At 72.1% G+C, this 26,053-nt stretch carries 19 protein-coding genes and 1 pseudogene; 6 read left to right on the top strand and 14 right to left on the bottom strand.

The genetic code is table 11. The features are described from left to right. Positions 1-238: 238 nt before the first annotated feature. The 5 genes from OG432_RS06795 to OG432_RS06815 all read right to left on the bottom strand — a co-directional run bounded on the left by OG432_RS06795 (position 239) and on the right by OG432_RS06815 (position 7,993). Positions 239-1,123, bottom strand: a complete 885-nt coding sequence (locus OG432_RS06795) for a FadR/GntR family transcriptional regulator (protein ID WP_328308749.1) — start codon at positions 1,121-1,123, stop codon at positions 239-241. 160 nt (positions 1,124-1,283) lie between these two features. Then, positions 1,284-3,008 (bottom strand): ATP-binding cassette domain-containing protein, encoded by a 1,725-nt coding sequence (locus OG432_RS06800; RefSeq protein ID WP_328308751.1) that lies wholly within the window; start codon positions 3,006-3,008, stop codon positions 1,284-1,286. Positions 3,009-3,391: 383 nt separating this feature from the next. Beyond that, on the bottom strand, positions 3,392-4,156 hold the full coding sequence (locus OG432_RS06805) for an NUDIX hydrolase (RefSeq protein WP_328308753.1): 765 nt from the start codon (positions 4,154-4,156) through the stop codon (positions 3,392-3,394). Positions 4,157-4,251: 95 nt separating this feature from the next. Further along, entirely contained in the window at positions 4,252-6,282 is a 2,031-nt protein-coding gene (locus tag OG432_RS06810) for a glycogen debranching N-terminal domain-containing protein (RefSeq protein WP_443058347.1), read from the bottom strand. A 340-nt stretch (positions 6,283-6,622) separates the two neighbouring features. Continuing rightward, entirely contained in the window at positions 6,623-7,993 is a 1,371-nt protein-coding gene (locus tag OG432_RS06815; RefSeq protein ID WP_328315027.1) for a DUF4192 domain-containing protein, read from the bottom strand. A 435-nt stretch (positions 7,994-8,428) separates the two neighbouring features. On the opposite strand from OG432_RS06815, the pseudogene OG432_RS06820 reads away from it, so the two are divergent. The 3 genes and pseudogenes from OG432_RS06820 to OG432_RS06830 form a co-directional block, all read left to right on the top strand. Continuing rightward, positions 8,429-8,659 (top strand): annotated as a pseudogene (locus OG432_RS06820) (helix-turn-helix domain-containing protein); the annotation flags it as partial. 176 nt (positions 8,660-8,835) lie between these two features. Then, on the top strand, positions 8,836-11,007 hold the full coding sequence (locus tag OG432_RS06825; RefSeq protein ID WP_328308755.1) for a RecQ family ATP-dependent DNA helicase: 2,172 nt from the start codon (positions 8,836-8,838) through the stop codon (positions 11,005-11,007). 296 nt (positions 11,008-11,303) lie between these two features. Beyond that, positions 11,304-11,942: a hypothetical protein gene (locus OG432_RS06830; protein WP_328308757.1), complete on the top strand. Its 639-nt coding sequence runs from the start codon at positions 11,304-11,306 to the stop codon at positions 11,940-11,942. A gap of 138 nt (positions 11,943-12,080) precedes the next feature. Here OG432_RS06830 and OG432_RS06835 read toward each other — a convergent pair whose 3' ends face one another. The 4 genes from OG432_RS06835 to OG432_RS06850 all read right to left on the bottom strand — a co-directional run bounded on the left by OG432_RS06835 (position 12,081) and on the right by OG432_RS06850 (position 15,537). After that, positions 12,081-12,704, bottom strand: coding sequence for a hypothetical protein (locus OG432_RS06835; RefSeq protein WP_328308759.1), 624 nt, complete (start codon positions 12,702-12,704; stop codon positions 12,081-12,083). Positions 12,705-12,963: 259 nt separating this feature from the next. Next, positions 12,964-13,674 carry a ribonuclease HII gene (locus OG432_RS06840; RefSeq protein WP_328308761.1) on the bottom strand — a complete coding sequence of 237 codons (711 nt, stop codon included), beginning with the start codon at positions 13,672-13,674 and terminating at the stop codon, positions 12,964-12,966. 270 nt (positions 13,675-13,944) lie between these two features. Continuing rightward, positions 13,945-14,865 (bottom strand): ADP-ribosylglycohydrolase family protein, encoded by a 921-nt coding sequence (locus OG432_RS06845; protein WP_328308763.1) that lies wholly within the window; start codon positions 14,863-14,865, stop codon positions 13,945-13,947. Between the two features lie 12 nt (positions 14,866-14,877). Continuing rightward, the gene (locus OG432_RS06850) at positions 14,878-15,537 is read right to left on the bottom strand and encodes a histidine phosphatase family protein (RefSeq protein ID WP_328308765.1); all 660 of its coding nucleotides are present in this window, start codon (positions 15,535-15,537) and stop codon (positions 14,878-14,880) included. A gap of 280 nt (positions 15,538-15,817) precedes the next feature. Between OG432_RS06850 and OG432_RS06855 the strand changes: the two genes are divergently transcribed. After that, positions 15,818-16,528, top strand: a complete 711-nt coding sequence (locus OG432_RS06855) for a TetR/AcrR family transcriptional regulator (RefSeq protein ID WP_443058554.1) — start codon at positions 15,818-15,820, stop codon at positions 16,526-16,528. 21 nt (positions 16,529-16,549) lie between these two features. On the opposite strand, the gene OG432_RS06860 is transcribed toward OG432_RS06855, so the two are convergent. Together OG432_RS06860 and OG432_RS06865 are read right to left on the bottom strand one after the other, a co-directional pair. After that, positions 16,550-17,155 (bottom strand): YdbC family protein, encoded by a 606-nt coding sequence (locus tag OG432_RS06860; protein WP_328308769.1) that lies wholly within the window; start codon positions 17,153-17,155, stop codon positions 16,550-16,552. Between the two features lie 91 nt (positions 17,156-17,246). Next, a complete protein-coding gene (locus tag OG432_RS06865) occupies positions 17,247-18,095 on the bottom strand; it encodes an arylamine N-acetyltransferase family protein (RefSeq protein WP_328308771.1) in 849 nt (282 codons plus the stop codon). A gap of 157 nt (positions 18,096-18,252) precedes the next feature. Here OG432_RS06865 and OG432_RS06870 point away from each other — a divergent pair, with 157 nt between their 5' ends. After that, positions 18,253-18,795 carry a TerD family protein gene (locus OG432_RS06870; protein ID WP_328308773.1) on the top strand — a complete coding sequence of 181 codons (543 nt, stop codon included), beginning with the start codon at positions 18,253-18,255 and terminating at the stop codon, positions 18,793-18,795. A gap of 196 nt (positions 18,796-18,991) precedes the next feature. Here the strand turns inward: OG432_RS06870 and OG432_RS06875 are convergent, their stop codons facing one another. Continuing rightward, positions 18,992-21,895: a vitamin B12-dependent ribonucleotide reductase gene (locus OG432_RS06875; protein ID WP_328308775.1), complete on the bottom strand. Its 2,904-nt coding sequence runs from the start codon at positions 21,893-21,895 to the stop codon at positions 18,992-18,994. A 155-nt stretch (positions 21,896-22,050) separates the two neighbouring features. Next, on the bottom strand, positions 22,051-22,572 hold the full coding sequence (gene nrdR / locus OG432_RS06880) for a transcriptional regulator NrdR (RefSeq protein ID WP_328308777.1): 522 nt from the start codon (positions 22,570-22,572) through the stop codon (positions 22,051-22,053). 572 nt (positions 22,573-23,144) lie between these two features. Between nrdR and lexA the strand changes: the two genes are divergently transcribed. Beyond that, the gene (lexA, locus tag OG432_RS06885) at positions 23,145-23,936 is read left to right on the top strand and encodes a transcriptional repressor LexA (protein ID WP_328308779.1); all 792 of its coding nucleotides are present in this window, start codon (positions 23,145-23,147) and stop codon (positions 23,934-23,936) included. A 145-nt stretch (positions 23,937-24,081) separates the two neighbouring features. Here the strand turns inward: lexA and OG432_RS06890 are convergent, their stop codons facing one another. Next, complete coding sequence (locus OG432_RS06890; protein ID WP_328308781.1) at positions 24,082-26,052, bottom strand: ATP-dependent DNA helicase; 1,971 nt, start codon at positions 26,050-26,052, stop codon at positions 24,082-24,084. Position 26,053 lies beyond the last annotated feature (1 nt).

Here is a 26,053-nt window from a genome sequence, read left to right on the forward strand (position 1 = left end):
CCGGGGGCGCGGGCTGAGCCTCGGAGCTGCACAGCGCCACGCGTGGCCGCTGTATTCCTTCCTCGGCTGTTACCTCTTAAGTCATCGCATGGCTCCGAGGAGTGTTACGCGCAATCTTCGTGGCCCGAGTCACACCCCAAACGCGACCAAGGGGGCACAAGGGACAGATACCCCGTATTCGAGCCCGCCGGACCCCTCTGCGGGATCCGGCGGCCCGATTGGCGGAGCGGGGCTCCGGTCAGTGCTCGCGCGGGGCGGGGACGACCCGCTCCACCTCCGGGTGAACGGTGAGCAGTTGACGTACGGCCGTCTCGGCGGCAATGGGGTCGCCGTTGGCGAGCGCGTCCACGATCCGCCCGTGGTGCGCGAGGGAGGCGTCCGAGGGGCGGTCACAGCCCGTAATGGGGGCGCCGGAGACCTGGAGGGCGGCCGAGACGATGCCGGAGAGGTGCTCGAGCATCCGGTTGCCGGCGAGCTGGACCAGGAGGGAGTGGAACTCGGCGTCGGCCCGCGAGAACGTGAGCGCGTCACCCTGGGCGAAGGCATGGCCCATGATCTCCACCATGTCGCCGAGTCGCTGCTGCATGTCCTCGCGGCCATGGCCCGCGGCCAGGCGGGCGGCGAGCGGCTCGATGGTCCAGCGCAGCTCGGCGAGCTCGCGGCGCTGGTCGTCACGCTGGGGGCCGAAGGCGCGCCACTCGATGATGTCGGCGTCGAGCAGGTTCCAGTCGCTGACCGGACGGACCCGGGTGCCGACGTTGGGCCGGGCGCTGACCAGACCCTTGGCCTCGAGCACGCGCAGGGATTCGCGGACGACCGTACGGGAGACCTCGAAGCGCTGGCCGATCTCCTCGGGGACCAGGGGGCGGTCCGCGCCGAGGTCGCCGGAGACGATCATCTGCCCGAGCTGCTGGACGAGTTGACCGTGCAGGCCGCGGCCGCGGCTGCCCGCCGTCCTGCGGCCCACGCGGCCGAGCTCCCCGTCCCCGCCGTCCCAGGCAGGGGCGCCGAGCCGGTCGGTCGGACGCGCCTCGCCGTAGGGGTAGCGGTCGAGGTCGGCCGGGGCGGAGAGGCCGGCTTCGGCGGTGCGGGCGGTCATCATGGTGTGCGCAAGGGTGCTCATGCACCCTTTGTCGGCGGGACTCCCGTGGCCCTTGAGGTCTTTGGTGAAAAGCACACGAAAGGGTGATCACCGCCACCCCCGCAATTGACGCTTTATCGGAAAGAAGCGGGCAATCCCCTGGGAGTTGTGGGCAGATCCCCACGCGCCGCCCGGGAGCGGCTCACCAACGGGCCCTGGCACGCAGGCCGGTGAGCAGGTAGGCGCAGACCAGAACGGTGAGCGACAGCGCGAGCGCGGCTCCGACCGGTTCGGCGACCAGGTGGAGCCCGGCGACGAGCAGGTGGTCCAGGGCGTGCGGCCAGCGCACCCAGGCCAGGTCGCGGAGCCGGTCGGGAAGCCCGGCGACGGAGCGGACCGAGTGTCCTTCGACGGCCTTCCGCAGGAGCGGTACGACGGCGACGGGCACGGCGAGCACCGCGGCGAGCCCGGCGGACGTGGCCCGGAAGATCCCGGCGGCGAGCAGCCCCGCCCAGGCGCAGCCGACGGTGAGTCCGGCCCAACTCGCGCCCATGGCCGGCCATTCCCGGGCCGGCCCCGCCACTCCCCTGCCGTACACCAGGCGCAGGACCTGGTAGTCGAGGGCGACCGCGAGGGCGCCGATCAGGAGCGCCGCGGCCGCCGTCACGAAGAGTTTGGCGAGGAGCAGCCCGAGCCGGCGCGGGATGGTGCCGCGGTCGGCGGCGAGCGCCGGGTAGCGGTATTCGTCACCGAAGGACAGTGCGCCGAACAGGCCCGCGCCGAGAGCGGCGGGCGGCAGCGGCAGCAGCCCCGGCCACGCGGCGAGCAACCGCGACGGCGGGGTGTGCCCGCCCCGCGCGAGCAGCACGGCGAGGAGCGCCGACAGGGCCAGAACTCCCGCTGCCAGCAGGAAGGTTGTCCGGACGCCGAGGAGCCTGCGCAGCTCGTAGCGCAGAGGGCGCAGCGGGGTGCGGGCGGGCGTGCGGGTGATGGGCAGCGGGTGGGAACTCCGGGGCGGGGCGGTCCGTTCTCGGGGTGGGACGTGGACGCCGGGTCCGGCGTCCCCGACCTCGTCCGCAAGGCGGTGCAGCAGCACGCCGTTGCGGAAGGCCGTCTCCCCGACCTCCGCCGTGCTGCTGCCGTACACGGACAGGTGGTTGCCGTCCTCGGCGACCACCTCGACGGAGCGCTGGGCGGCGCGCGCCTCGCGGGTGACGAGGGCGCCGAGCCGGGCGGCGTGCGGGGTGGCGACGGCGACGCGCGGCCGCAGCCGGGTACGGGCGAACGCGGTGGCGTCCTGGTCGGCGACGAGCCGGCCACCGTCGATGGTGACCACACGGTCCGCCACCCGGGCGGCTTCCTTGGGGTCGGCGAAGGTGCACAGGACGGTGCCGCCGTGCTCGGCATGGCCGCGCAGCAGGCCGTGGAGCCAGGCGTTCTCCCGGGGCGACAGGCCCTCCGCGGGCTCGTCGAGAAGGAGGGTGTGCGGGTCGCCGAGCAGGGCGGAGGCAAGACCGAGCCGGCGGTCCATGCCGAGCGAGAGGGTGCCCAGGCGTTGGTCGGCGAGGCCGGAGAGCCCGACGACCTCCAGCATCTCCTCGGCGCGCGCCACCGGCACACCGGCGACGGTGCACATGAGCTTGAGCTGACCCCGGACGGTGCGGGCGGGATGACCCGGCACATCGCCGAGCAGCGTGCCCACTTCTCGGGCGGGGTGGGCGATCGCGTGCAGGGGGCGGCCCCTGAAGTAGGTGACGCCCCGGCCGGGTTCGAGTTCGAGCATCAGGCGCAGGGCGGTGGTCCGACCCGAACCCGGCGCGCCCAGGAGGGCGGTGAGCTGCCCGGGTCTCGCCTCGAACGTGAGGTCGTCCACAACGGGCGGAAGATCGGGACGGGGGGCGCTGGTGAGTCCGATTGCCTGGAGCATCGCTTCTCTCGCGGTAGGTGAGACCGCTCGGCCGACTGGGCGGGCACCCCAGCAAGATAACGCGACATTTAGGACTTTTGGCGCAGGGTTGGGGCGACGCGATCCCGAATGTCAGGCCTTTGGACGCGACTTCGGGCCCGACGTGTCCTGACGGCCGCCGCCACGGTTGCGCCGCCGTACCGTCGGCCCGAGTGGCCCGAGTGGCCCGAGCGGCACGGTCGGCCCCAGTCGCTCGGGCGGACCGGGCGACGCGATCGACAGGGTCGGCTCGGGCGGCAGCGTCGGCTCGGGCGGCTCAGTAGCGCGGTTGGCCCGGTGGTGCGATCAGTTCGGGTGGACCGGGTGACTCGGTCGGTGCGGGCTGCGCGCCCGGCCCGGCCGCCTCAGACTTCGGGCCTCAGCATCGGCGGGTTGAGAAGTGTCGCGCCGCCCGCCCGGAACAACTGGGCCGGGCGACCGCCCTGGCGGGTCGTGGTGCCGCCGGACGGCACCAGGAAGCCCGGCGTGCCGGTCACCTTGCGGTGGAAGTTGCGCGGGTCGAGGGCGACGCCCCACACCGCTTCGTACACCCGGCGCAGCTCGCCGACGGTGAACTCGGCGGGGCAGAAGGCCGTCGCGAGCGACGAGTACTCGATCTTCGAGCGGGCTCGCTCCACCCCGTCCGAGAGGATCTGGGCGTGGTCGAAGGCGAGCGGCGCGGGCTGCTCGCCGTCGCGGCCGAAGCCGCCGTCCTGGCCGAGCAGGTCCTCGACGGGTGCCCAGCGTGCGCTGTGCGCGTCGCCTCCCGCACGCGGCGCCGGCAGGTCCGGAGCGAGGGCGAGGTGCGCCACGCTGACCACGCGCATCCGGGGGTCGCGGCGGGGGTCGCCGTAGGTGGCGAGCTGTTCGAGGTGGGCGCCGTTGGCGAGCGCCGGAGCCGACGGGTCGGAGGCACAGAGCCCGGTCTCTTCGCCCAGTTCGCGCGCCGCGGCGGTGGAGAGATCCTCGTCGTCGCGGACGAACCCGCCGGGCAGCGCCCAGCGCCCCTGGAAGGGTGGCTCCCCACGGCGCACCACGAGCGCGCAGAGCGCGTGGCGGCGCACGGTCAGCACGACCAGGTCGACGGTCACGGCGAAGGGCGGAAAGGCCGACGGGTCGTAGGGGGGCATGCGCCGATCATAGTCGTCTGCCTGACGATAAACACTCCCTTCCATGCCTTCCGCACCGTCTTCCCCCGCCGTGCCGCCCGGAGTGCCCACCTTGCTCAACCCCCCAACTGGAGCCGTTCGGCGGCCTGCTCGACCATGCCGACGCCGAGCCTGCTGACCCGTACGGTGAACGGTTCCCCCGCCACGCTGAGACCGGCGAGCCGGATCGCGCCGAGCGGGGCCGACCGCATCGGGTGCAGCGCGACCGATCCGGCCGGGGCGTCCGGGCGGACACCGGCCAGGGTGGCGAGCAGGTGGATCCCCGCCGCGGCGGCCACCGCCGCCGGGCGGCAGGCGGCCGGGTGCGGCACGGGCACGCTTCCCGCGGTGCGCTGCTCTCCCGCGTACATCTCGGGCAGCCGGTGGTCGAACGCCTCCGCGGCGGCCAGGACCCCCCGCAGCAGGGCGACGGCCTCCTTCTCGTAGCCGGCGCCCGCGAGCCCCGCGACGGCGACGGCGCTCTCGTGGACCCGCACCGCGCCGGCCCGGTGCCCGAACGCGTTGTACCCGGGCTCCTTCACGGCGAGCCCGCGCAGCCCCCATCCCGAATCCATCGCGGGGCCGCCGAGCAGCCGGGCCAGCTGCTCGGTCTGCACCTTGTCGAGCAGCCCGGGTGCGAGGCGGCCGCCGCCGAGCAGCCCCGTGTCGAGGAGGTGGGCGGCGCCCGCTCCGAGCAGCGGCACCGGGCGCCCGTCGGCGGTGCGGGCCGCGGCGGGACGGCCGCCGCCGAGGTCATCGACCCAGAACTCCGCCCGGAACCGCTCCCTCATCGTCTTGGCCCGTGCGAGCCAGACATCCGCTCCGGGACGCCCGCAGTCCCGCAGCAACTCCCCACCGAGCAGCGCGGCCCGGTGGGCATGGGCCTGGGTCTCGGCGCGGACGAGACGGGCTCCGGGGCCGGGCTCGGCGAGGTAGCCGTCGTCACCCAGAGCGGCGCCCAGCCAGTGCAGACAGCGCTCGGCCGCGGGCAGCAGCGCCGCCACGTCCGACTCGGGAAGCCCCCAAAGCCGCGCCTCCGCGAGCACGACAGGGAAGGCCAGCGTGGCCTCCACCCCCGTACAGCCCGGCGGGAGGAACGGGCCGGCGTCGCGCAGCGGACCCGGAATGCGCCCCAACTCCAGCCCCTTACCCCCCAGTTGGGTCCTGGCCAGGGTGCGCAGGGTGGCGGCCGCGAGCCGGGTGGACAGCGGCAGCGCCATCCGCGCCGCCCAGAGCGACTCGGCGGGCGCCGCGCCGCACCGCCAGGGCACACCGCCCGCCGCGTGCAGGTCCGCCGGGTTCGCGGGGTCGCGGATCAGCAGGGCCCGCAGGTCGTCGATGCTGCGCTGCCACAGCATCGCCACCCGCGGGTCGTCCCCCTCGGCCCTGGCCTCCTGGACCGAGGGCAGCGGGCTCGCTGCCTGGCCGGCCGGCCGCACGGGACGCCCCGACCGGACGGACAACTGGATCGTGTACGAGCCGCCCGGAGGAAGCTCCACCGCCCAGCGCAGTACCCCTGCGGAGGCGAGCGCGTCGGTGGGCGGCGGCTGGGCGGTCACCGCGCAGTGCGCGTTGCCCGAGGTCCAGCGCATCCCCGAGTCGTGGACGCTGGCGGGCAGTTCGGGCCCCGCGCGCCCCGCCGACACCCTCCCCAGCTCCGCCAGGTCGGTGCCCAGAGCGATCTCCACCGGGAACCTCACGGGCCGCCCCGCGGAACTGGTCAGGGTGATCCGTTCGGTGCCGTCCGCATGGCGTAACCGTTCGACACAGAGCTCGGGGTCGGGCCCGCCGTCCGCCGCGGTGCGCACCACGGCGACGAATCGGGCGCGGTCGGCCGCTATCGACCTGCCCTGCACGGAGATCGGGTCCCGGCCCGCCACTCTCAACTGGCAGCGCGAGAGCAGCCGTCTGCCGTGCTGGTAGAAGCCTTCGAGGCCGTGCCCGGTCAGTTGGCCGTGCTCGGGCGACACCACGAGGCCGGGCAGAGCCACGCAGATCACGGCCGCGTGGACGGCCGGGAGCTCGGCGGGCAGAGATCCGGGGACCCGTGGCGGAACCGGTCCCGGCATACCCCCGGCGCCGGCGCGGGGCGGTGCGGTGGACACCATGCGTACCCTTCTGCGCGTTCCGGACGACGACGGCTGCGGCCAGGCGGGCCGTCCCGCCCGTGGGGCGCGGCGCCCGGTGCCTCACTCGCCCGCCAAGTGAACGCCGCGAGCCTCGACCGGGTCACGGACCGATCGGCCCCGCTTCCCGTTACCGGCCGGCTCTGCCCCCCGTTACCGGCCGGCCCTGCCCCCCCGTTTACGGTCGGCCCTGCCCCTCCGTTACCGGTCGGCCCTGCCCCCCCCCGTTACCGGCCGCCCCTGCCCCTCTGTTTCGGGCCGGCCCTGCGCCCCGCTCCTGGCTGTCCCGGCCCCCTGTTACGGCCGGCTCTGCCTCACGTGTTCACTCCTCCCCCTTTGTCCTCTCCCCGGCCCTGCGGCGGACCCGGGTGCGCGTTTCCTTGTGGTTGGGTCCGGTCGACGGCGGGCCCGTGGGCGCGGGGCGGACGGCGGCACTCGCGGACGGGCGTACCCCGGCCGTGCCCCTTCCCGAGGGCCGCGCCGGGTTGCGGCGTGCCCCGCACTCCGCCACCGGAGCACTCGCCCCCTTGTCCGTACCGCGGCCCGCGAGCCGCGCCGCGCGCTCCTCCCGCAGGCAGATGCGCAGCTCCTCGGGGTCCAACCCCTGGTTGCAGGCCTGATGGAGCAGATAGGCGAAGCGATACTCGGGGTCGGCCCTCAAGGCGAGGCCGAAGGCGATCCGGGCGTGCGGATCGTCACCGGTCGACCAGGAAACCCAACCCGCCAGGGTGAGCAACGCGGCCGCGTGCCCCCGGTACGGACCGACGCAGCGGCGGGCCAGCGCACGCCACAGGCGCAGTGCGAGCTGGGCTTCGGCGCCCTCCATCCATTCGGCGGCCCAGTCCCGGGTCGTGCGGTCCTGGAGGCCGAGGATCACGGCTGCCGCCTCGTCGTGTGCGATGAGGCCGTCGTCCAGTTCGTCCGCCGCGTTGTTGCCGAGGAGCAGGGTGCCCGCGCCGGCGCCCCCGCCGTCCGCGGGCCGCGCGTCCGCGCCGCGAGCCGGTGCGGGGGCGCCCGCGATCCGCCGCATGAGCCGGCCCGCCAGGTCGAGCGTCTCGTCGGCCACGCCGCGTCGGTCCCCGTCGGTGAGGATGCGGGGGAACATCTCCGCGGCCGCGGCGTCCAGCGCCCGCTCCTGGTCTTCGGCGGCCGCCGTACACCATGGCGCGAATCGCTCCTCCATCTCCCGCAAGGAGCCCCGCACCTGGATACCCGCGTATGTGGCGGCGGCCGCCATGACCGAGGTGCCCGGCAGCGCGAGCACATTGCCCTCCGGCGGGCAGCAGCGGGTGTCGGGGCAGCAGTACGACCAGTATCGGCCGTCGGAGATGCACAGCGCTTCGAGCACCGGAACGTCGAGGTTGCCGCAGGCGGTACGCAGCCGCTGGGCCAACGGCCGCAGTCGCTCCATCACTTCGTGTGCGCTTCCATCTCGCGAGGGGTCCTGGCAGAGGAAGACGACGATGCCATCGGGCCGGGAGCCGCGCCGCTCGCTCCCCGTGATCAGGCAATCGGCGAGCTCGTCGGCGATGTCGGGCCATTCCTGCGGGGAGGCGGGCAGCCCGACCCTGACCCGGCCGCCGAACCTGCCGCTCTTGCCGTGCAACGCCACCAGGACCGCCGAGTCGGTCGGATGGAATCCCAGCAAGTACGGCAGCGCGTCGGCCAGTTCGGCCGGGCCGCGCAGGGTGATCCGCGGCTCCTCCGACGGGGCGCGTGAATCGGTCTCGTGGGATCGCGGTTCGTGGGATCGCGGTTCGCGGGGTCGGGATTCGTGAGAACGGGGTTCGTGAGAACGGGGTTCACGAGGTTCGGATTCGTGTGATGCGGATTCGTGGTGTTCGCTCATGTCTCGCATGCCCCGAGGGTTTCGCGATTCCGCATTCCCCACCACCCCTGTGGAAAACCTTATCCACAGGCCAGAAGTGCTGGTCATACAAATACCACCGACGAGACGACGGGGTCAGCGGTAAATGCTGCACCAGTGACGGCCGTCCACGAACCGAGGGCGCGGGCCTGCTGGGCGGGGTCGGTGTAGGCGGTCGCGATGACGGACATCGAGGCCGGAAGCAGGGCAGCGCCCGCGATGCCCGGAACACCGCACAGGCCGGTCAGGACAGCCACCGACATGGCGGGCGCAAGAACGGAAGCGAAACGGATAATTCCGATTACGCTATCGGAAGCGCCGACGGACTGGGGGCCTGCATATGCGGTCCCGTTCCGTCAGCTGAACACGTTCCGCACCGCCGCCGAGACCCCCGATATCACCAGGGCAGCCGAGTGTTTATATGACGCCCAGTCGAGCGTGACCGAACAAAATGCGTCGCTCCAAGCGGACTTGGGAGTGGCTCTTTTCGACCGTTCGGGCCGGGTACACGACTCCTGGCGTGCGCTGGGCAGCGAGTGGACGGGCCTGCGCCCATTCCCCGAACACCGCGCGCGAATTTCTCGACAGCACCGCGCTGACCAGGGCGGACCGCCGGGCGGGCATGGCAGCGTTGCGCGATTGTCCGACCCGTCCTGTTGTATGGGGGCATGGAGCACACGAGCAACGCGGAACTGCGCACCGAGGCCGACACCGTCCTCGCCCGTCTCGTCGGGGACGCCACCGGCACCGCGCGGCTGCGCGAGGACCAGTGGCGGGCGATCGAGGCCCTGGTCGCCGACAAGCGGCGGGCGCTCGTCGTGCAGCGCACGGGGTGGGGCAAGTCCGCGGTGTACTTCGTGGCGACCGCGCTGCTGCGCACCCAGGGCGCGGGCCCCACGGTGATCGTCTCGCCGTTGCTCGCCCTGATGCGCAACCAGGTCGAGGCGGCGGCGCGGGCCGGAATCACCGCCCGCACCATCAACTCGGCCAACCCCGAGGAGTGGGACACCATTCAGGAGGAGGTCGCGGCGGGCGCCGTCGACGTCCTGCTCGTCTCGCCCGAGCGGCTCAACAATCCGGACTTCCGGGACAACGTCCTGCCGAAGCTCTCAGCGGCCACGGGCCTGCTCGTGGTCGACGAGGCCCACTGCATCTCCGACTGGGGCCACGACTTCCGGCCCGACTACCGCCGCCTTCGCACGATGCTTGCCGAACTGCCGCCGGGGGTGCCGGTGTTGGCGACCACCGCCACGGCGAACGCCCGGGTGACGGCGGACGTGGCAGAGCAGCTCGGCACCGGCGGCGGGTCGGACGCGCTGGTGTTGCGCGGCCCCCTGGACCGCGAGAGCCTCAGCCTCAACGTGGTGTCACTGCCGGACGCGGCCCACCGACTGGGCTGGCTCGCCGACCACCTCGACGAGCTGCCGGGCTCGGGAATCATCTACACCCTGACGGTCGCGGCGGCCGAGGAGATCACGACGTATCTGCGCCGGCGCGGCCACACGGTGGCCTCGTACACCGGCAAGACGGAGAACGCGGACCGCCAGCAGGCCGAGGACGATCTGCTCGCCAACAGGGTCAAGGCGCTGGTCGCCACGTCCGCGCTCGGCATGGGCTTCGACAAGCCGGACCTGGGCTTCGTGGTCCACCTGGGCTCGCCCTCCTCCCCCATCGCCTACTACCAGCAGGTCGGCCGCGCGGGACGTGGGGTGGCGCACGCGGAGGTGCTGCTGCTGCCGGGCCGTGAGGACGAGGCGATCTGGAAGTACTTCGCGTCGGTGGCCTTCCCTCCGGAGGAGCAGGTCCGGCGCACCCTCGACGTCCTGGCGCAGGCCGGCCGCCCCCTGTCGCTGCCCGCCCTCGAACCCCTGGTGGAACTGCGTCGCACCCGCCTGGAGACGATGCTCAAGGTCCTCGACGTGGACGGCGCGGTGCACCGCGTCAAGGGCGGCTGGACCAGCACGGGCCGGCCGTGGGTGTACGACACCGAGCGGTACGCGTGGGTGGCCCGGCAGCGCTCCGCCGAGCAGCAGGCGATGCGGGACTACGCCTCGACGACGGGGTGCCGGATGGAGTTCCTGCGCCGCCAGCTCGACGACGAGCAGGCGGCGCCGTGCGGGCGCTGCGACAACTGCGCGGGCGCCCGCTTCACGGCGGACGTGTCCGGCACGGCCCTGGACGAGGCCCGCGGCGAGCTGACCCGGCCCGGCGTGGAGGTGGAACCCCGCAAGATGTGGCCCACGGGCCTCGCGGCGGTCGGCATCGACCTGAAGGGCCGCATCCCCGCGGGTGAACTGGCCTTCTCCGGGCGGGCATTGGGTCGCCTTTCGGACATCGGCTGGGGCAACCGGCTGCGCCCGATGCTCGCGCCGGGGGCGCCGGACGGACCGGTGCCCGACGACGTCGTGCAGGCGGTGGTGAGCGTCCTGGCCGACTGGGCCAAGGGCCGGGGCGGCTGGGCCTCGGGCGGCCCGGACGCGCCGCCGCGGCCGGCCGGCGTGGTGACCCTGCCCTCGCGCACCCGGCCCGCACTCGTCTCGTCCCTCGGCGCTCGGATCGCCGAGATCGGCCGGATGCCGCTGCTCGGCTCGCTCGCCTACGCGCAGGGCCCGCAGGGCGAGCGGATCGCCCAGTCCAACAGTGCCCAGCGGGTGCGCGCCCTGCACCACGCGTTCACCGTGCCCGAGTCACTCGCGGCCGCGCTCGCCGAAGCCGACGGCCCGGTGCTGCTCGTCGACGACGCCTCCGACACGGGCTGGACGCTGGCCGTCGCGGCGAGGCTGCTGCGCCGCTCCGGCGCACAGGGCGTCTTCCCTCTGGTTCTGGCGGTCCAGGCCTGAGGGAGGTGGCCTGCTCCCGGCAGCCAGGCGGTGGAACCTCCCAGCCCTCACGGGCGGGACATGGTCGTGCGCGAGCGACGGACCGGAGGCGGTCGGGGGTGATCGGGGGCGCGCCTGGGCAGGAATAGATGTGCGTGCCCACGGTCCCCGATCGGCGTCCTGACCCCGCGTCGCCAACCGACCGTAGGGCAGCGAGAACTGGGACCCGCCCCGCCCCTGTTCGGGGGACGGGCCGTGCCGGTGCGCGTCCGCCCGGCCCTGCCCGCGCGAGGGGTGCGTCTCCCGAAGGGAGGACCGTGACGCTTGGATCCGCTCCGTCCGCGGCTTCGGCCGTAGCCTCCAGCCTCTTGTCGGCCGGCTCAGCGAACCGCAGTACCCGGGTGCTCGAACCCGCCGAGTGGGCGGCGGCCGGCATTCCGCTGCTGCGCAGTCCTCGTGAGGTGGTCGACGGGCTGCACGAACGGCACCGGCCGACGCCCGGGACCGCCGTCGTCGCCGTCCTCGACCATGAGGAACGGCTCGCGGCCAGCGCGTCATTCAGCCGGCGGGCGTCCCTGGCCGACGGCTGGGAGTTCCGTAACGCGCTCCTGGTCCATCTGCGCCGGGTGGTCCCGCACGACTTGCGCCGCCGGTCCCCGGTACGCACGGCGGTGCTGCTCTACTGCCGGGACGGGGACGAGCAGTGGACGGACGAGGACGGCGCCTGGATGTGGGGGCTGCGCGACGCCTGCACCTTGCACGGGCTGCGCTGCGGGGCGTACATCACGCTCACGCGCGCGGGGTGGCAGGTGCTGGGCGAGGGCCGCGGCGGCCGCCGCCCCAGCACCGCCGCCGCACCGCACGTGAGGACCGACGCCGGTCTCACGGCGGGCCCGCCGGCGCTGAGGTCCGGCACCGGCGGATTGGACATGCCGCGGCGCACGGCCGCGCGCTGAACCGTCAAGGCACGGCGGTGACGGCGCTGTCACGGCCGTGGAGTCCACGGTGTTCGCCGCGCAGCCCGGGGCTTGACGAGCCCCCACCCGCGCGTCCGGCCGCCCTCGCGTGGGGACCGGATCGCGCGTGAGGGGGCTTCAGACTCCGGCGCCGAGCGCCTCGTTGACGCGCTGCGGGTCGCCGCAGACGATGAGCAGTACCTCGGCACGGGCCAGGGCGAGCGGCAGCGCGCGCGCCGCGGCGTCGTCGGCCTCCCTGGCGTTGGCGGCCACGACGACCACCGGTCGGGCCGAGGCCCGCGCGACGGCGTCCGCGTCGGCGTAGAAGACGTCGTCACGGGCGTCGTGCTGGGCCCAGTAGGCGTCCTCGCCGAAGGACAGCTCGTGTGCTGCCCACGGGTGCGGATCGCCGGTGGTGAGGACCAGGATGTCACCCGGCGCTCGGCCGGAGTCGAGCAGCAGGTCGACCGCTTCGCCCGCGGCGTCGAGCGCGCCGTCGGCGGGGGCCGGGATCAGCTGGATCTGCGGACCGGCCGGGCTCGGCGGCGCGGGCGGCGGGGTCTGCGCGACGGAACCGTGCGACCGCTGCGCGGGGGGCGTGGGCCGGGCCGGGCCGGGGCCCGGACGTCCGGGACGAGGCACGGCCGCGGGACGCGGACCGGGTACGGGGCGAGGGGTCTGCGCGGTGCGGCCGGCGGCCGGGGTGACGCGGGGACCCTGGGCACTCTCGTGAATCTGAGGCTCCTCGGGGATGAGAGGCATGGATGGATGTCTATCAAATGCCGGTGACGACATCACCGGCGGGTGGCACAAAGGTGCGATCGGGGCGGAGTCTCCCCGCAACTGGGCGGGAAAGTCCAGGGATTTCGGGACGCGGGCCCGGACTTTCGCTCCCCCGCGAAGCGGATGGGAAGCCTCCGGCAAAGGGAGACACAGGGACAGCAGCGGGATGCCGCAGGGAAGGCACGCAAAGCCCCCTTGGGCGCGCGGGCGCATGGCCGAACTCCGGTGTCGTCCGGGATCAGAAGTCGAAGCCGAGCTGTCCCCCGCTTTCGAGTGCGGCCGCCTGCGGCGAGAGCCGCGTCTTCTTCAGGTGGCGCCACTGGGGAAGGGCGTCCAGGTACGACCAGGAGAGCCGGTGGTAGGGGGTCGGTCCCCGCTCCTCCAGCGCCGCCTTGTGCACGGGCGAGGGATAGCCCGCGTTGTCGGCGAACCCGAACCCGGCGTACTCCCCCTGCGTGCCCGTCAGTTCGGCCATCATCGCGTCCCTGCGCACCTTGGCGATGACCGAGGCGGCCGACACGGCGACGCAGGACTGATCGCCCTTGATCACCGTACGGACCTGCCAGGGCAGCCCGAGGTAGTTGTGCTTCCCGTCGAGGATCACCGCGTCCGGCCGTACCGGCAGCGCGTCCAGAGCGCGTACGGCGGCCAGTCGCAGGGCCGCGGTCATGCCGAGCTCGTCGATCTCCTGCGGCGAGGCGTCACCGAGCGCGTACGCGGTGACCCAGCCCTCCAGTATCGCGGCGAGTTCATGGCGACGCTTGGGGCTGATCAGCTTGGAGTCGGTGAGCCCGGCGGGCGGTCGGCGCAGCCCCGTGACGGCGGCGCACACCGTGACGGGACCGGCCCACGCCCCGCGTCCGACTTCGTCGACACCGGCGACGATCTTGGCCCCGGTGGTGGCGCGAATCGAGCGCTCGACGCTGTGGGTGGGTGGTTCGTACGGCATGGCGTCTGCAAGGTTACGCCGCCGGTGGCCGCCCGCGACACCCAGGTCCACCACTCTCCCCTCCCTCCGCCTCCGCACACCTGGGAGCGGCACTGAGGCACCCCCGGGACCACGCCGAAGACCGGCTCGCCGAACGGGCGGGCGGGAGCGCGGCCCCGTCGGGTACGGCACGCCACCCCGGCACCGAGCTCGCACTCAACCCCCGGCACCCGGCACCCGGCACCCGGCACCCGGCACCCGGCACCCGGCACCCGGCACCGAGTGACGGTCTCAGCCGGTCGGCCCGGTCGGGAGCCAGTCCGGCAGTGGTTCGGTGCGCTCGAGCCAGGCGGCCGGGGGCGCCCCTGCCGTGCTGGAGGCGATCACGCCGCCCACGATCGCGCAGGTCGTGTCGACGTCGCCGCCCACCTGAGCCGTCGTCCAGAACGCCCGCTCGTAGTCGCCGAGCCCGCGCGCCGCGGACCAGAGGGCGAAGGGCACGGTGTCGTGCGCGCTGGTGCGCCGGCCGGAGCCGAGCACCGCGGCCACCGTCGCCGCGTCGTCGTAGTCGAGCATGTCCCTGGCCCGCCGGAGCCCGGCTCCCACCGCGCTGCGCGGCACGAGCGCGATCACCGCGTCGAGCAGGTCGCCCGGAGCGGGCGGCCCATCGGGCGCGGCGGCCAGCGCCGAGGCCGCCGCGACGGCCATGGCCCCCACGACGGCCTCGCGGTGCTGGTGCGTCGTATAGGAGGAGATCTCCGCCTGGTGGGTGGCCTGCTCGGGGTCGCCCGCGTACCAGGCGCCGAGCGGCGCGATGCGCATGGCGGAGCCGTTGCCCCAAGAGCCCTGGCCCTTGAAGAGCGCGGAGGCCAACTCCCGCCAGTCGCCGCCCTCTCGGACGAGGCGCAGCATCCGGTTGACCGCGGGACCGTAGCCCCGGTCGAAGTCGTGATGCCGGGCGAAGGACTGTGCGAGCGCGTCCTGGTCTATGCGGTCGTGCGAGGCGAGCACGGCCAGCACCGAGCAGGCCATCTCGGTGTCGTCGGTCCACTGCCACGGGCCTTCGGGCAGTTCCCGGCGCTTGAGGCGGGGGTAGTTGACGGGAACGAAGAACTGGGAGCCCAGTGCGTCGCCGACGGACAGCCCGCGCAGGCTGCCCAGCGCGCGGACGAGGCGCGGGTCGAATGCTTCGGTGGAGGAGTCAGCGGTCATCGCGCAGCCACTCTATCCGGTGATGCCGTACGGCTCGGGTGCACGCCAGCGCTGGAACGGCCGGTCCAGCGAGTACCGCCCGTCGGCGCCCAGCAGCAGTGTTCTGGTCTCCGCGTTTCCGGGGTTGGACAGCGACTCGAAGTCCGCCACGCTCCAGTGGAACCAGCGCATGCAGAACAGCCGCATGGTGAGCCCGTGCGTCACGAGAAGCACGTTGGGCGGGTGGTCCGGCGCTTCGAAGCTCCGGTAGAGGCTCTCCAGGAATGCACCCACCCGGTCGTAGACATCGGCCCCCGACTCGCCTTGCGCGAACCGGTAGAAGAAGTGGCCGTACGCGTCCCGGTACGCCTTCTGGAGCTTGACGTCGTCCCGGTCCTGCCAGTTCCCCCAGTCCTGTTCGCGCAGCCGTGGCTCCTCCCTGATGCGCACCTGCTCCGGGGCGAGACCGAACGCCCGGAACGTCTCGTGGGTGCGGCGGTACGGCGACACGTACACGCTGACCTTTTCCTCGCCGAACAGCGCACGCAGCCGCTCGCCCGTCGCCTCGGCCTGCCGCAGGCCGCTCTCGGTGAGCCTCAGCGCATGGTCGGGCTCGCGCTCGTACACGGTGTCGTCGGCATTGCCCTCCGACTCGCCATGCCGGACGAGGACGATGCGCCGTGGTCTTGCCATGCACAAACCCTAGATCGCCCGCGCCCCGATCGAGCGACTGTGCGACCTCCATCCGGCGTAGGCGCGCGCCGGCCCCTACCGGGCACCCCTCGTCGCGGGTGTTCGCCCGGTGTCGCGGGCAGGCCTGGATGAGCGTGAACAACATGAGCGTCTCCCGTTTTCCTTCGCCGGCCGGGCATCCCGGAGCGGCCCCCACCCATCCATGTAACGCAACTTTTGTGGCGTTACTGCGAGTGTGGCAGACTACGGCCCACTAACGCAACAGGAGTCGCAATTGAATATGACGCCCGACCCGCAGGCCGCCCACGCCCCGACCCCGCAGGAGCCGACACCGAAGAAGGCCGCGGCACCCCCGGACTCCACCGCCCCATCGGCGACACCCGGCAGCAGACGTCCGGGCGGACGCACGGCGCGCACCCGGGCCGCGGTGCGCGAGGCCGTGCTCACCGGGCTGTCCGAGCAGGGCTATCCGGGCCTCACCGTCGAGTACGTGGCCGAACACTCGGGCGTGCACAAGACGACCCTGTACCGGCGCTGGGGCGGCCTCGAAGGGCTCGTCGCCGATGCGCTCGACCCGGCCGGCGAGGAAGACTGGAGCCCGCCGGACACCGGGAGCCTTGCGGGGGATCTGCGCGCGCTGGCCCGCGAGATGGCCCAGTCGTTCGGCGCCGGGTCCGGGGGCGCCGGCCCCACTGCGCTCATCGCGGCGGCGTTCACATCGGCGCGCGCAGCGGATGCGCTGCGCGCGCTGTACACCGAGCGGTTCGAGCGGGGCGAAGCGGTCGTGCGACGCGGCGTGGAGCGGGGAGAGGTCCCGGCCGACACCGATGCGGGCGCCCTGGTGCGGGCCGTCGCGGCGCCCCTGTTCCTGCGGCTGTTCGTCACCCGCGAACCCGTCGACACACGGCTGGCCGACCAGTCGGCCTCGGCCGCTTTCGCAGCGGCGCGCGCGGGCGCCTTCGCCAACCACCCGAGCGCAAGCCCCGGTTGAGCTCCCCGAAAGCCCGCTCGATCAGACCGTCCAGCCCTGGTCGAGCTGCACGACGTCCCCGCTCAGAGCGGCGACGTCGGTCTCGGTCTGCGCCTGGAGCGAGAGCCGTTCCAGCCGGTCCGCGCGGTACTTTCCGCGTTCGGCGGCCGACTGCCACATCGAGAGCACCAGGAACTCGTGGCCGGGCGCCTCGGCGAACACGCCCCGCACCATGCCGGGGGACCCCGCCATCGCGGGGTTCCACACCCTGCGCTGCATCAGCGCGAAGTGCTCGACCCGCTCCTCATGCACCTCGCAGTGCGCGACGCGCACCACGTCGGCGTCCGTGAAGCCGGGCTCGAAGCCGGTCTTCACGTCGAAACGGTGCACGAAGAGTTTCGTCTCGATGTCCTTGTACGTGCCCGACTGGGAGGCCGCGACGCGGTCGTGTTCCCGCGCCATGAAGGAGTCGTAGAACGCCCGGCTCTCCCAGAAGCCGAAGACATGGGCCACCTCCGGCCGTCTCCGGCTCCAGCCGCCGCCCTGCCCGCGGAAACCGGGCTCGCCCAGTAACCCCGCCCACTTCCGCTGCCCCCGCTCGAAACCGCGGCGGTCCACCACGGTGCAGCGAGTCCACTTGACCAGCACCGCGCCATCGTACGGCGCGCCACCATGCCCCGGTCATGCTCCGGGTGAGTACGTCCGCAGCAATATGCCGCACGGCCCGAAGTCCAGTTCACTACCGAACACGAGCACGAGGCGCCTGCCCCTTCGGCCCACCGGCCAGAGCGCCCAGTTGGGCGAGATCATCCTGTTCCATCACGATGTCGAAGGTCTCCGACAGCAGCCGTCCCAGCTCATCGGCGGACACGCTGCGCCAGTCCATCGTGCCGTCGGTACGAGAGGTGGTGAACTCGTCCCTGACCAGCGCGCGGCGCACGCCGGGCGCGGCTCGCTGCACCACCACCTGCCCCACGAAACGGGACCGGGGGTGTGAGGAGCTGTAGTGGTTCATGACGGTGAAGTCGACGGGATAGAGGGGCTGCGGCGCGAAGGCGTAGAGATCGGTCCATCCTCCGGGCCGCCCCGTGCGCAGGACCTGGATCCCGTCGTTCTCGGTCTTGATCCCGAAGGTCCATCCGCCCTGTTCCACGACCGCGCCGCCCCGCAGGGGCACCGGCTCCAGCGGCCCCTGGTGGCCGAACCCCGTGTCGCACAGCCAGGGTTGACCGTCCACGGTCGCGATGAGCAGGGCGTGGGTCACCGGCGTCAGCGACGACACGTCCCGCCTCCTGACCCGTGCCCCGCGCGCCGCGAACGTGAAGCCCAGCCGTTCCAGTACGGCGGCGAACAACGAGTTCTGCTCGTAGCAGTAGCCTCCTCGCGCCTGCCCGACGAGTTTGCCCATGAGGCTCTTGACATCCAGGGGCACAGGGCGGCCCAGGGCGGCGTTCAGGTTCTCGAAGGGGATCGCCGCCACGTGCGCCCGGTGCAGCGCTCGCAGGGTGTCGAGCGTGGGCGACGCGTCACCGTCGTAGCCGATCCGCGCGAAGTACGCGTCCAGGTCGACGTCTTGGCCGTTCCACATCGCGATCCCCCTGCTGCAACCCCGGAGCCCCTGCGGCCCCTCCCTGCGCAATGATCACCGATCGGCCGCCGCCGAGCCAACTGGCTCTGCCCATGGGCCACATGGAGCGTGACAGCATGGAGGCAGGCGGGGTGGCGGATTCGGGGAGGGGTCTGACATGAGCGGCATCAGCAAGGGGCTCGGCACGGTCGAGGTGGCACTGCGCTGGGACCCGAGCCCACTGGGCTCACCCGCGCACGACCTGGATGTGGTCGCGGCCGTCTACGCGGCGCGCGCACCGTACGGGCCGCCCGACTACCGGGTGTACTTCGACAGCCGGTCCCCCGACGGCACCATCCACTTGGATCGCGACAGCCGCACCGGCCAGGGGCTCGGGTACGACGAGGTCATGACCCTGGAGTTCGCCCGTATGCCGGCCGAGCACACGCGCGTGGTGGTCGGCGTGGTCATCCAGCAGGGGGCCGGACATCGTGTCTTCGGCGATGTGGCCAACCCGGGCGTGCGCATCCGCGAGGGATACGCCGAACTGTCCAGCCATGCGTTGTCCAGCGTGGCGGGCGCCACCGCGGCCACCGTCGCGGAGTTCGTCCGCGGCGAGTCGGGCGCCTGGGAGTTTCATGAGGACATTCGCGGATTCACCCTTGACCCGGATGCCTTCATCGCCGCCATGGGCTCACCGCCCGCCCGTCCCCTCCCGTAGGGGCGGCGTCCGTAGGGGCGGCGTCCGACGCCCCTAGAGGCGGCGTCCAACGGCGCGACGACAGACGACAGCAGAAGGGGACCGGCCGAGACCGGTCCCCTTCTGCGAGCTACTTCATGAAGAGCTCTTCACGAACTCCGCTCAGCCAGGCGCGCGGGACGCGTCGGACGGTACGCCCGACGCGACCCGCCACCTGTCAGCTGCAGCCGCTGGTCGAGCCGCATCCCTCGCAGATGTAGCAGGAGCCGGCCCGCTGCATCTTCGTACCGCAGGAGAAGCAGAGCGGTGCGTCGGCGCTGACGCCGAGCTGCATCTCGACGAGTTCGGCCGAGTTGTGCGCGACCTTGGGGGCCTCGACGACGGCCGGCTTCGGCGCGGCGACGGCCTTGAGGGGCTCGCTCTGGCGCGGTGCGGACTGGGCCAGGCCCTCCACGTCCAGCTCGTCGTCCTCCATGGTCGGCTCGTACGAACCGGTGTCGAGGTGGCGCTGGCGCTCCTCGGCGGAGTGGATGCCGAGCGCGGAGCGCGTCTCGAACGGCAGGAAGTCGAGCGCCAGGCGGCGGAAGATGTAGTCGACGATCGACTGGGCCATCCGCACGTCCGGGTCGTCCGTCATGCCGGCCGGCTCGAAGCGCATGTTGGTGAACTTCGAGACGTAGGTCTCCAGCGGCACGCCGTACTGGAGGCCGACGGAGACGGCGATGGAGAAGGCGTCCATCATGCCCGCCAGGGTGGATCCCTGCTTGGACATCTTCAGGAAGACCTCGCCCAGACCGTCGTCCGGGTAGGAGTTCGCCGTCATGTAGCCCTCTGCGCCACCGACCGTGAAGGAGGTGGTGATCCCCGGGCGGCCCTTGGGGAGGCGCTTGCGGACCGGGCGGTACTCGACGACCTTCTCGACCGCGGTGCGGATGGTCTCCTCGGCCTTGGCGGTGACCGCGTCCTTCTCCCCGTCCTTGACGGACTTGGTCTTGGCGGAGAGGGGCTGGCCGACCTTGCAGTTGTCGCGGTAGATGGCGAGCGCCTTGACGCCCATCTTCCACGCCTCGAAGTAGACCTCTTCGACGTCCTCGACCGTGGCAGTCTCGGGCAGGTTGACCGTCTTGGACAGGGCGCCCGAGATCCACGGCTGGATGGCCGCCATCATGCGGACGTGACCCATCGCGGAGATGGAACGCTCACCCATGGCGCAGTCGAAGACCTCGTAGTGCTCGGTCTTCAGGCCCGGGGCGTCGACGACGTTCCCGTTCTCGGCGATGTGAGCGACGATCGCCTCGATCGCCTCCTCCTGGTAGCCGAGGCGACGCAGCGCCTGCGGCACCGTGCCGTTGACGATCTGCATCGAGCCGCCGCCGACCAGCTTCTTGAACTTGACCAGGGCGAGGTCGGGCTCCAGGCCGGTGGTGTCGCACGACATGGCGAGACCGATGGTGCCGGTGGGCGCGATGACCGAGGCCTGCGCGTTGCGGAAACCGTTCTTCGCGCCGAGCCGGATCACGTCCTGCCAGGCCTCCGTGGCGGCGGCCCAGATCGGGTTGTCCAGGTCGTCCACGTGCACGGCCGCGGCGTTGGCGTCGGCGTGCTGCTTCATGACGCGCTGGTGCGGCTCGGCGTTGCGGGCGTAGCCGTCGTACGCGCCGACGACCGCGGCGAGCTCGGCGGAGCGCTTGTAGGACGTGCCGGTCATCAGGGAGGTGATGGCACCGGCGAGCGCGCGGCCGCCGTCGGAGTCGTACGCGTGGCCCGTGGCCATCAGCAGGGCGCCGAGGTTGGCGTAGCCGATGCCCAGCTGGCGGTAGGCGCGGGTGTTCTCGCCGATCTTCTGGGTCGGGAAGTCCGCGAAGCAGATGGAGATGTCCATCGCGGTGATGACCAGCTCGACGACCTTGGCGAAGCGCTCGACGTCGAAGGACTGGTGGCCCAGGCCGTCGTCCTTGAGGAACTTCATCAGGTTCAGGGACGCGAGGTTGCAGGACGTGTTGTCCAGGTGCATGTACTCGCTGCAGGGGTTCGAGCCGTTGATGCGGCCGGACTCCGGGCAGGTGTGCCAGTGGTTGATGGTGTCGTCGTACTGGATGCCGGGGTCGGCGCAGGCCCAGGCGGCCTCGGCCATCTTGCGGAAGAGCGACTTGGCGTCGACCTCCTCGATGACGTCGCCGGTCATACGGGACGTCAGGCCGAACTTCCCGCCCTGCTCGACCGCCTTCATGAAGGTGTCGTTCACACGGACCGAGTTGTTGGCGTTCTGGTACTGGACGGACGTGATGTCGTCGCCGCCCAGGTCCATGTCGAAGCCCGCGTCGCGCAGCGCGCGGATCTTCTCCTCTTCCTTCACCTTGGTCTCGATGAAGTTCTCGATGTCGGGGTGGTCGACGTCGAGGATGACCATCTTGGCCGCGCGGCGGGTGGCGCCGCCCGACTTGATGGTGCCGGCCGAGGCGTCGGCGCCGCGCATGAAGGAGACGGGGCCCGAGGCGTTGCCGCCGGAGGACAGGAGCTCCTTCGAGGAGCGGATGCGGGAGAGGTTCAGGCCGGCGCCGGAGCCGCCCTTGAAGATCATGCCCTCTTCCTTGTACCAGTCGAGGATCGACTCCATGGAGTCGTCGACGGCCAGGATGAAGCAGGCCGAGACCTGCTGCGGCTGGGGCGTGCCGACGTTGAACCACACCGGCGAGTTGAAGCTGAAGATCTGGTGCAGGAGGGCGTAGGCCAGCTCGTGCTCGAAGATCTCGGCGTCGGCGGGCGAGGCGAAGTAGTCGTAGTCCTCGCCGGCCTTGCGGTAGGTCTTCACGATCCGGTCGATGAGCTGCCTCAGACCGGTCTCGCGCTGCGGGGTGCCGACGGCCCCGCGGAAGTACTTGCTGGTGACGATGTTGACCGCGTTCACCGACCAGAAGTCGGGGAACTCGACGCCACGCTGCTCGAAGTTGACCGAGCCGTCGCGCCAATTGGTCATGACGACGTCACGGCGCTCCCAGGACACCTCGTCGTACGGATGCACGCCGGGGGTGGTGTGGATGCGCTCGATGCGCAGCCCCTTGGTGGCCTTGGATCCCTTGGCTCGGGAGCCTCGTGCCGGGCCGCTCGCCGTCTCTGTCATTGCCGCCTCCCATACGCGGGCAAAAACGCCCAAAAGTGCCTGAATGTTCCCAGAGCACGGTGTTTGTCTGGTGCCACGGGCGCAGCAGAAGCTCACCCCTGGCAGGTTCTGGATGCCGCCGATCGGCGACCGCGGGCCCGCGCGGGGCCTCTCGGTCAGTCGGCAGCGGTGGCGGGGACGGGGACCTCGGGGGTCACGCCGTCCACGCACTCGTCTGATTGATCTGCGGGGGGCCGCTGCTCGCGGAGTTCCACGATGGCGGCCTCGAAGTCTTCGAGCGTGTCGAAAGCCCGGTATACGGACGCGAAGCGCAGGTACGCGACGAGGTCGAGCTCCTGCAACGGGCCGAGTATGGCAAGACCCACGTCGTGGGTGGTCAGCTCGGCGCTGCCGGTGGCGCGCACCGCCTCTTCGACCCGTTGGCCGAGCTTGGCGAGGGCGTCCTCCGTGACGGGCCTTCCCTGGCATGCCTTGCGGACGCCGGAGATGACCTTGGTGCGGCTGAAGGGCTCGGTCACGCCCGACCGCTTGATGACCATCAGCGAGGCCGTCTCCACCGTCGTGAAGCGACGGGAGCAGTCGGGGCACTGGCGGCGCCGGCGGATCGACGTGCCGTCGTCGGTCGTACGACTGTCGACGACACGACTGTCGGGGTGCCTGCAGAAGGGGCAGTGCATGGTTCCCAAGCCTCCTTCACAGCACGACTGAATAGCCTCGGCGGGCCCGGAATCCGCCCCGCGAAGCGAGCACCAGCATAGGCGATGGCCAGGGTCTTGATGGACCAGGGACCACAACTTCTGGGCGGCTGCACCAATCCAACCACTAGATCTAGTAGATCTCGGGCTTTGGCGCTTATCCGGCGCTACCGCGTGTCGCGTCAACGCGGTGGCGCGGCCGACGATTTCCGGCCGCGAACGAGGTTACGGGAAGCGCGTCGCAGCGGCGGATCGCGGGGTGCCGGATGTCAGACTGTGCGCCGGCGCTCCGGCGTCGCGGGCGACGCGCGGCAGGGGCCCGCACCGGTCCCCCGAGGGGAGGTCGCGCAGCGTCCATCCCGGCCGTGAAGGGTACCGTAATCGACCGAATTGCCGTTCGACGGGCCTCCGGTCGGAGGCTCGCACATACACCCACACCCAAGGCCACGTAGCTCGTTCTGCGATTTTTCACTCGAACGTGTGTTTGGCGCAACCTTTCGAAAGCCACTACCGTTGTCCAGCTAGGGAGACCACATTCGAGAGGGGCCGCCGACGTGACCACGACCGCAGACACTGCCACCATCACTGCCCAGGACCGCTCCCAGACCCGACTTGAGCCGGTGCATGCCATGAATGACGCAGTCACGAACCAGGGGGGGGAAGCCGCACGACCGGCCCGCTCCCTGCCCGGCCGGCCTCCAGGCATCCGGGCGGACAGCTCCGGGCTCACGGACCGGCAGCGACGAGTCATCGAAGTCATCCGGGACTCCGTGCAGCGGCGTGGCTACCCGCCGTCGATGCGCGAGATCGGTCAGGCCGTCGGTCTCTCCAGCACCTCGTCCGTCGCCCATCAGCTGATGGCCCTGGAGCGCAAGGGCTTCCTGCGCCGCGACCCGCATCGCCCGCGCGCCTACGAGGTACGGGGCTCCGACCAGCCGAGCAGCCAGCCCACCGACACGGCGGGCAAGCCGGCCGCCTCGTACGTGCCGCTGGTCGGCCGGATCGCCGCCGGTGGGCCGATCCTCGCCGAGGAGTCGGTGGAGGACGTCTTCCCCCTCCCCCGCCAGCTGGTCGGCGACGGTGAGCTGTTCGTCCTGAAGGTCGTCGGCGACTCGATGATCGAAGCCGCCATCTGTGACGGCGACTGGGTCACGGTCCGCCGCCAGCCCGTCGCCGAGAACGGCGACATCGTCGCCGCGATGCTGGACGGCGAGGCCACGGTCAAACGCTTCAAGCGCGAGGACAACCACATCTGGCTGCTCCCTCACAACGCCGCATATCAGCCGATTCCCGGCGACGACGCGACCATCCTGGGCAAGGTCGTGGCGGTCCTCCGGCGGGTCTGACCCCTCCGCCGGCTCTGAACCGGGCCCCGGGACCTCCTGCGCCGGTCCCGGGGCCCCGCTGTGCCCCCCGAACTCCCCGCCCTTCCAGGCGGGACAGCTCGGGGCGGGACAGCTCCGGGCGCCACAGCTCCTGGGTCGCTCGGCCCTACGCGCCGTCCGCCGTGGCCGCCGCGTCGATGGCCGCGAGCGAGCGACGTGCCTGGTTACGGTCCGTGGTGTACCAGAAGTCGGGCAGCGAGGCCCGCAGATAGCTGCCGTAGCGGGCGTTGGCCAGCCGCGGATCGAGCACCGCGACCACACCCCGGTCGCCGGTCGCCCGTACGAGACGGCCCGCGCCCTGGGCCATCAAAAGCGCCGCGTGCGTGGCCGCGACGGCCATGAAACCGTTGCCACCGCCCTCCTCCACCGCCTTCTGGCGGGCGCTCATCAGCGGGTCGTCGGGGCGCGGGAACGGGATGCGGTCCATGACCACCAGCTGGCAGCTCGGACCCGGCACATCGACGCCCTGCCACAGGGACAGCGTGCCGAAGAGACACGTCTTGGGGTCGGCCGCGAACGCCTTGATCAGCTCGCCCAGCGTCTCCTCGCCCTGGAGCAGGATCGGATGGTCGAGGCGGCCCCGCAGCTCCTCGGCCGCCGCCTGGGCGGCCCGCATCGAGGAGAACAGGCCGAGGGTGCGGCCACCGGCCGCCTCCACCAGCTCGGCCAGCTCGTCCATCATGTCGCCGCGCGAGCCCTCGCGGCCGGGCGTCGCCAGGTGCTTCGCGACATACAGGATGCCCTGCTTGGGGTAGTCGAACGGCGAGCCGACGTCGAGGCCCTTCCACTGCGGCACGTCCTCGCCGGCGGTGCCTTCCGCGGAGAGCCCGAGCGAGGTGCCCACTCCGTTGAAGTCACCGCCCAGCTTGAGGGTCGCGGAGGTCAGGACGACCGAGCGGTCCGCGAAAAGCTTCTCCCTGAGCAGCCCCGACACCGAGAGCGGAGCGACCCGCACGGAGGCGCCGAAGCGGTCGTGGCGCTCGTACCAGACGACGTCCCACTCGGAGCCGTTGGTGATGCGCTCGGCCACGCCATGCACCGTCTCCAGCATCGCCAGGGCCTGCTTGCGCACCGCGTCCTCGTCCTGGACCGACTTGTCGCGCGTCGAACCGAGCGCCGAGATCACCTCGCGGGCCGCGTCGCGCAACGCCATCAGCGCATAGCCGAGATCCTCCGGGACCTCTTCCAGCCGGCCCGGCAGCGCCAGCTCCAGGACCCGCTCGAAGCCCTCGGCCGCGGTCTGGAGCTGGTCGGCCACCTTCTCGTTGACGAGCTTGGCGCTGCGCCGCACGGCCCTGTTGACCTGCCCGGGGGTGAGCTCACCAGTGGCGACGCCGGTCACCCGGGAGACCAGCTCGTGGGCCTCGTCGACGATCAAGACCTCGTGCTGCGGCAGTACCGGCGCGCCCTCGATGGCGTCGATGGCCAGCAGCGCGTGATTGGTGACCACGACGTCGGAGAGCTTGGCGCGCTCGCGTGCCATCTCGGCGAAGCACTCCGCACCGTACGCACACTTCGTGGCGCCCAGGCACTCCCGGGACGACACCGAGACCTGCCCCCAGGCCTTGTCCGAGACGCCCGGGGTCAGGGCGTCACGGTCGCCGGTCTCCGTCTCGTCCGCCCAGTCCCGCATCCTCAGGAGGTCCTGGCCGAGCTTGCTGGTGGGCGCGGCCGACTCGAACTGGTCGAAGAGCCCCTCGTCCTCGTCCTGCGGCGCGCCCTCGTGGAGGCGGTGCAGGCACAGATAGTTCGAGCGGCCCTTCAGCATGGCGAACTGCGGACGCCGCCGGAGCAGCGGATGCAGCGCGTCCACGGTGCGTGGCAGATCGCGCTCCACGAGCTGGCGCTGGAGGGCCAGTGTCGCGGTGGCGATCACGACGCGCTCCCCGTGCGCCAGTGCCGGCACCAGATAGCCGAGGGACTTTCCGGTGCCCGTCCCGGCCTGGACCAGCAGGTGGGAGGCGTCGTCGACCGCATCGGCGACAGCGGTGGCCATGGCGACCTGGCCAGGCCGCTCCACACCGCCGACGGCGGTGACGGCGGCGTGCAGGAGCTCGGGAAGTGAAGGCTTTGTCATA

The organism is Streptomyces sp. NBC_00442, assembly GCF_036014195.1.
In the GTDB taxonomy this organism is placed as follows: Bacteria; Actinomycetota; Actinomycetes; order Streptomycetales; family Streptomycetaceae; genus Streptomyces.

Coding starts and splice junctions, on each gene's coding strand:
- OG432_RS06795 (WP_328308749.1), bottom strand. CDS start 1,123: ATGAGCACCCTTGCGCACACCATGATGACCGCCCGCACCGCCGAAGCC.
- OG432_RS06800 (WP_328308751.1), bottom strand. CDS start 3,008: ATGCTCCAGGCAATCGGACTCACCAGCGCCCCCCGTCCCGATCTTCCG.
- OG432_RS06805 (WP_328308753.1), bottom strand. CDS start 4,156: ATGCCCCCCTACGACCCGTCGGCCTTTCCGCCCTTCGCCGTGACCGTC.
- OG432_RS06810 (WP_443058347.1), bottom strand. CDS start 6,282: ATGGTGTCCACCGCACCGCCCCGCGCCGGCGCCGGGGGTATGCCGGGA.
- OG432_RS06825 (WP_328308755.1), top strand. CDS start 8,836: ATGGAGCACACGAGCAACGCGGAACTGCGCACCGAGGCCGACACCGTC.
- OG432_RS06835 (WP_328308759.1), bottom strand. CDS start 12,704: ATGCCTCTCATCCCCGAGGAGCCTCAGATTCACGAGAGTGCCCAGGGT.
- OG432_RS06840 (WP_328308761.1), bottom strand. CDS start 13,674: ATGCCGTACGAACCACCCACCCACAGCGTCGAGCGCTCGATTCGCGCC.
- OG432_RS06845 (WP_328308763.1), bottom strand. CDS start 14,865: ATGACCGCTGACTCCTCCACCGAAGCATTCGACCCGCGCCTCGTCCGC.
- OG432_RS06850 (WP_328308765.1), bottom strand. CDS start 15,537: ATGGCAAGACCACGGCGCATCGTCCTCGTCCGGCATGGCGAGTCGGAG.
- OG432_RS06855 (WP_443058554.1), top strand. CDS start 15,818: ATGACGCCCGACCCGCAGGCCGCCCACGCCCCGACCCCGCAGGAGCCG.
- OG432_RS06865 (WP_328308771.1), bottom strand. CDS start 18,095: ATGTGGAACGGCCAAGACGTCGACCTGGACGCGTACTTCGCGCGGATC.
- OG432_RS06870 (WP_328308773.1), top strand. CDS start 18,253: ATGAGCGGCATCAGCAAGGGGCTCGGCACGGTCGAGGTGGCACTGCGC.
- OG432_RS06875 (WP_328308775.1), bottom strand. CDS start 21,895: ATGACAGAGACGGCGAGCGGCCCGGCACGAGGCTCCCGAGCCAAGGGA.
- nrdR (WP_328308777.1), bottom strand. CDS start 22,572: ATGCACTGCCCCTTCTGCAGGCACCCCGACAGTCGTGTCGTCGACAGT.
- OG432_RS06890 (WP_328308781.1), bottom strand. CDS start 26,052: ATGACAAAGCCTTCACTTCCCGAGCTCCTGCACGCCGCCGTCACCGCC.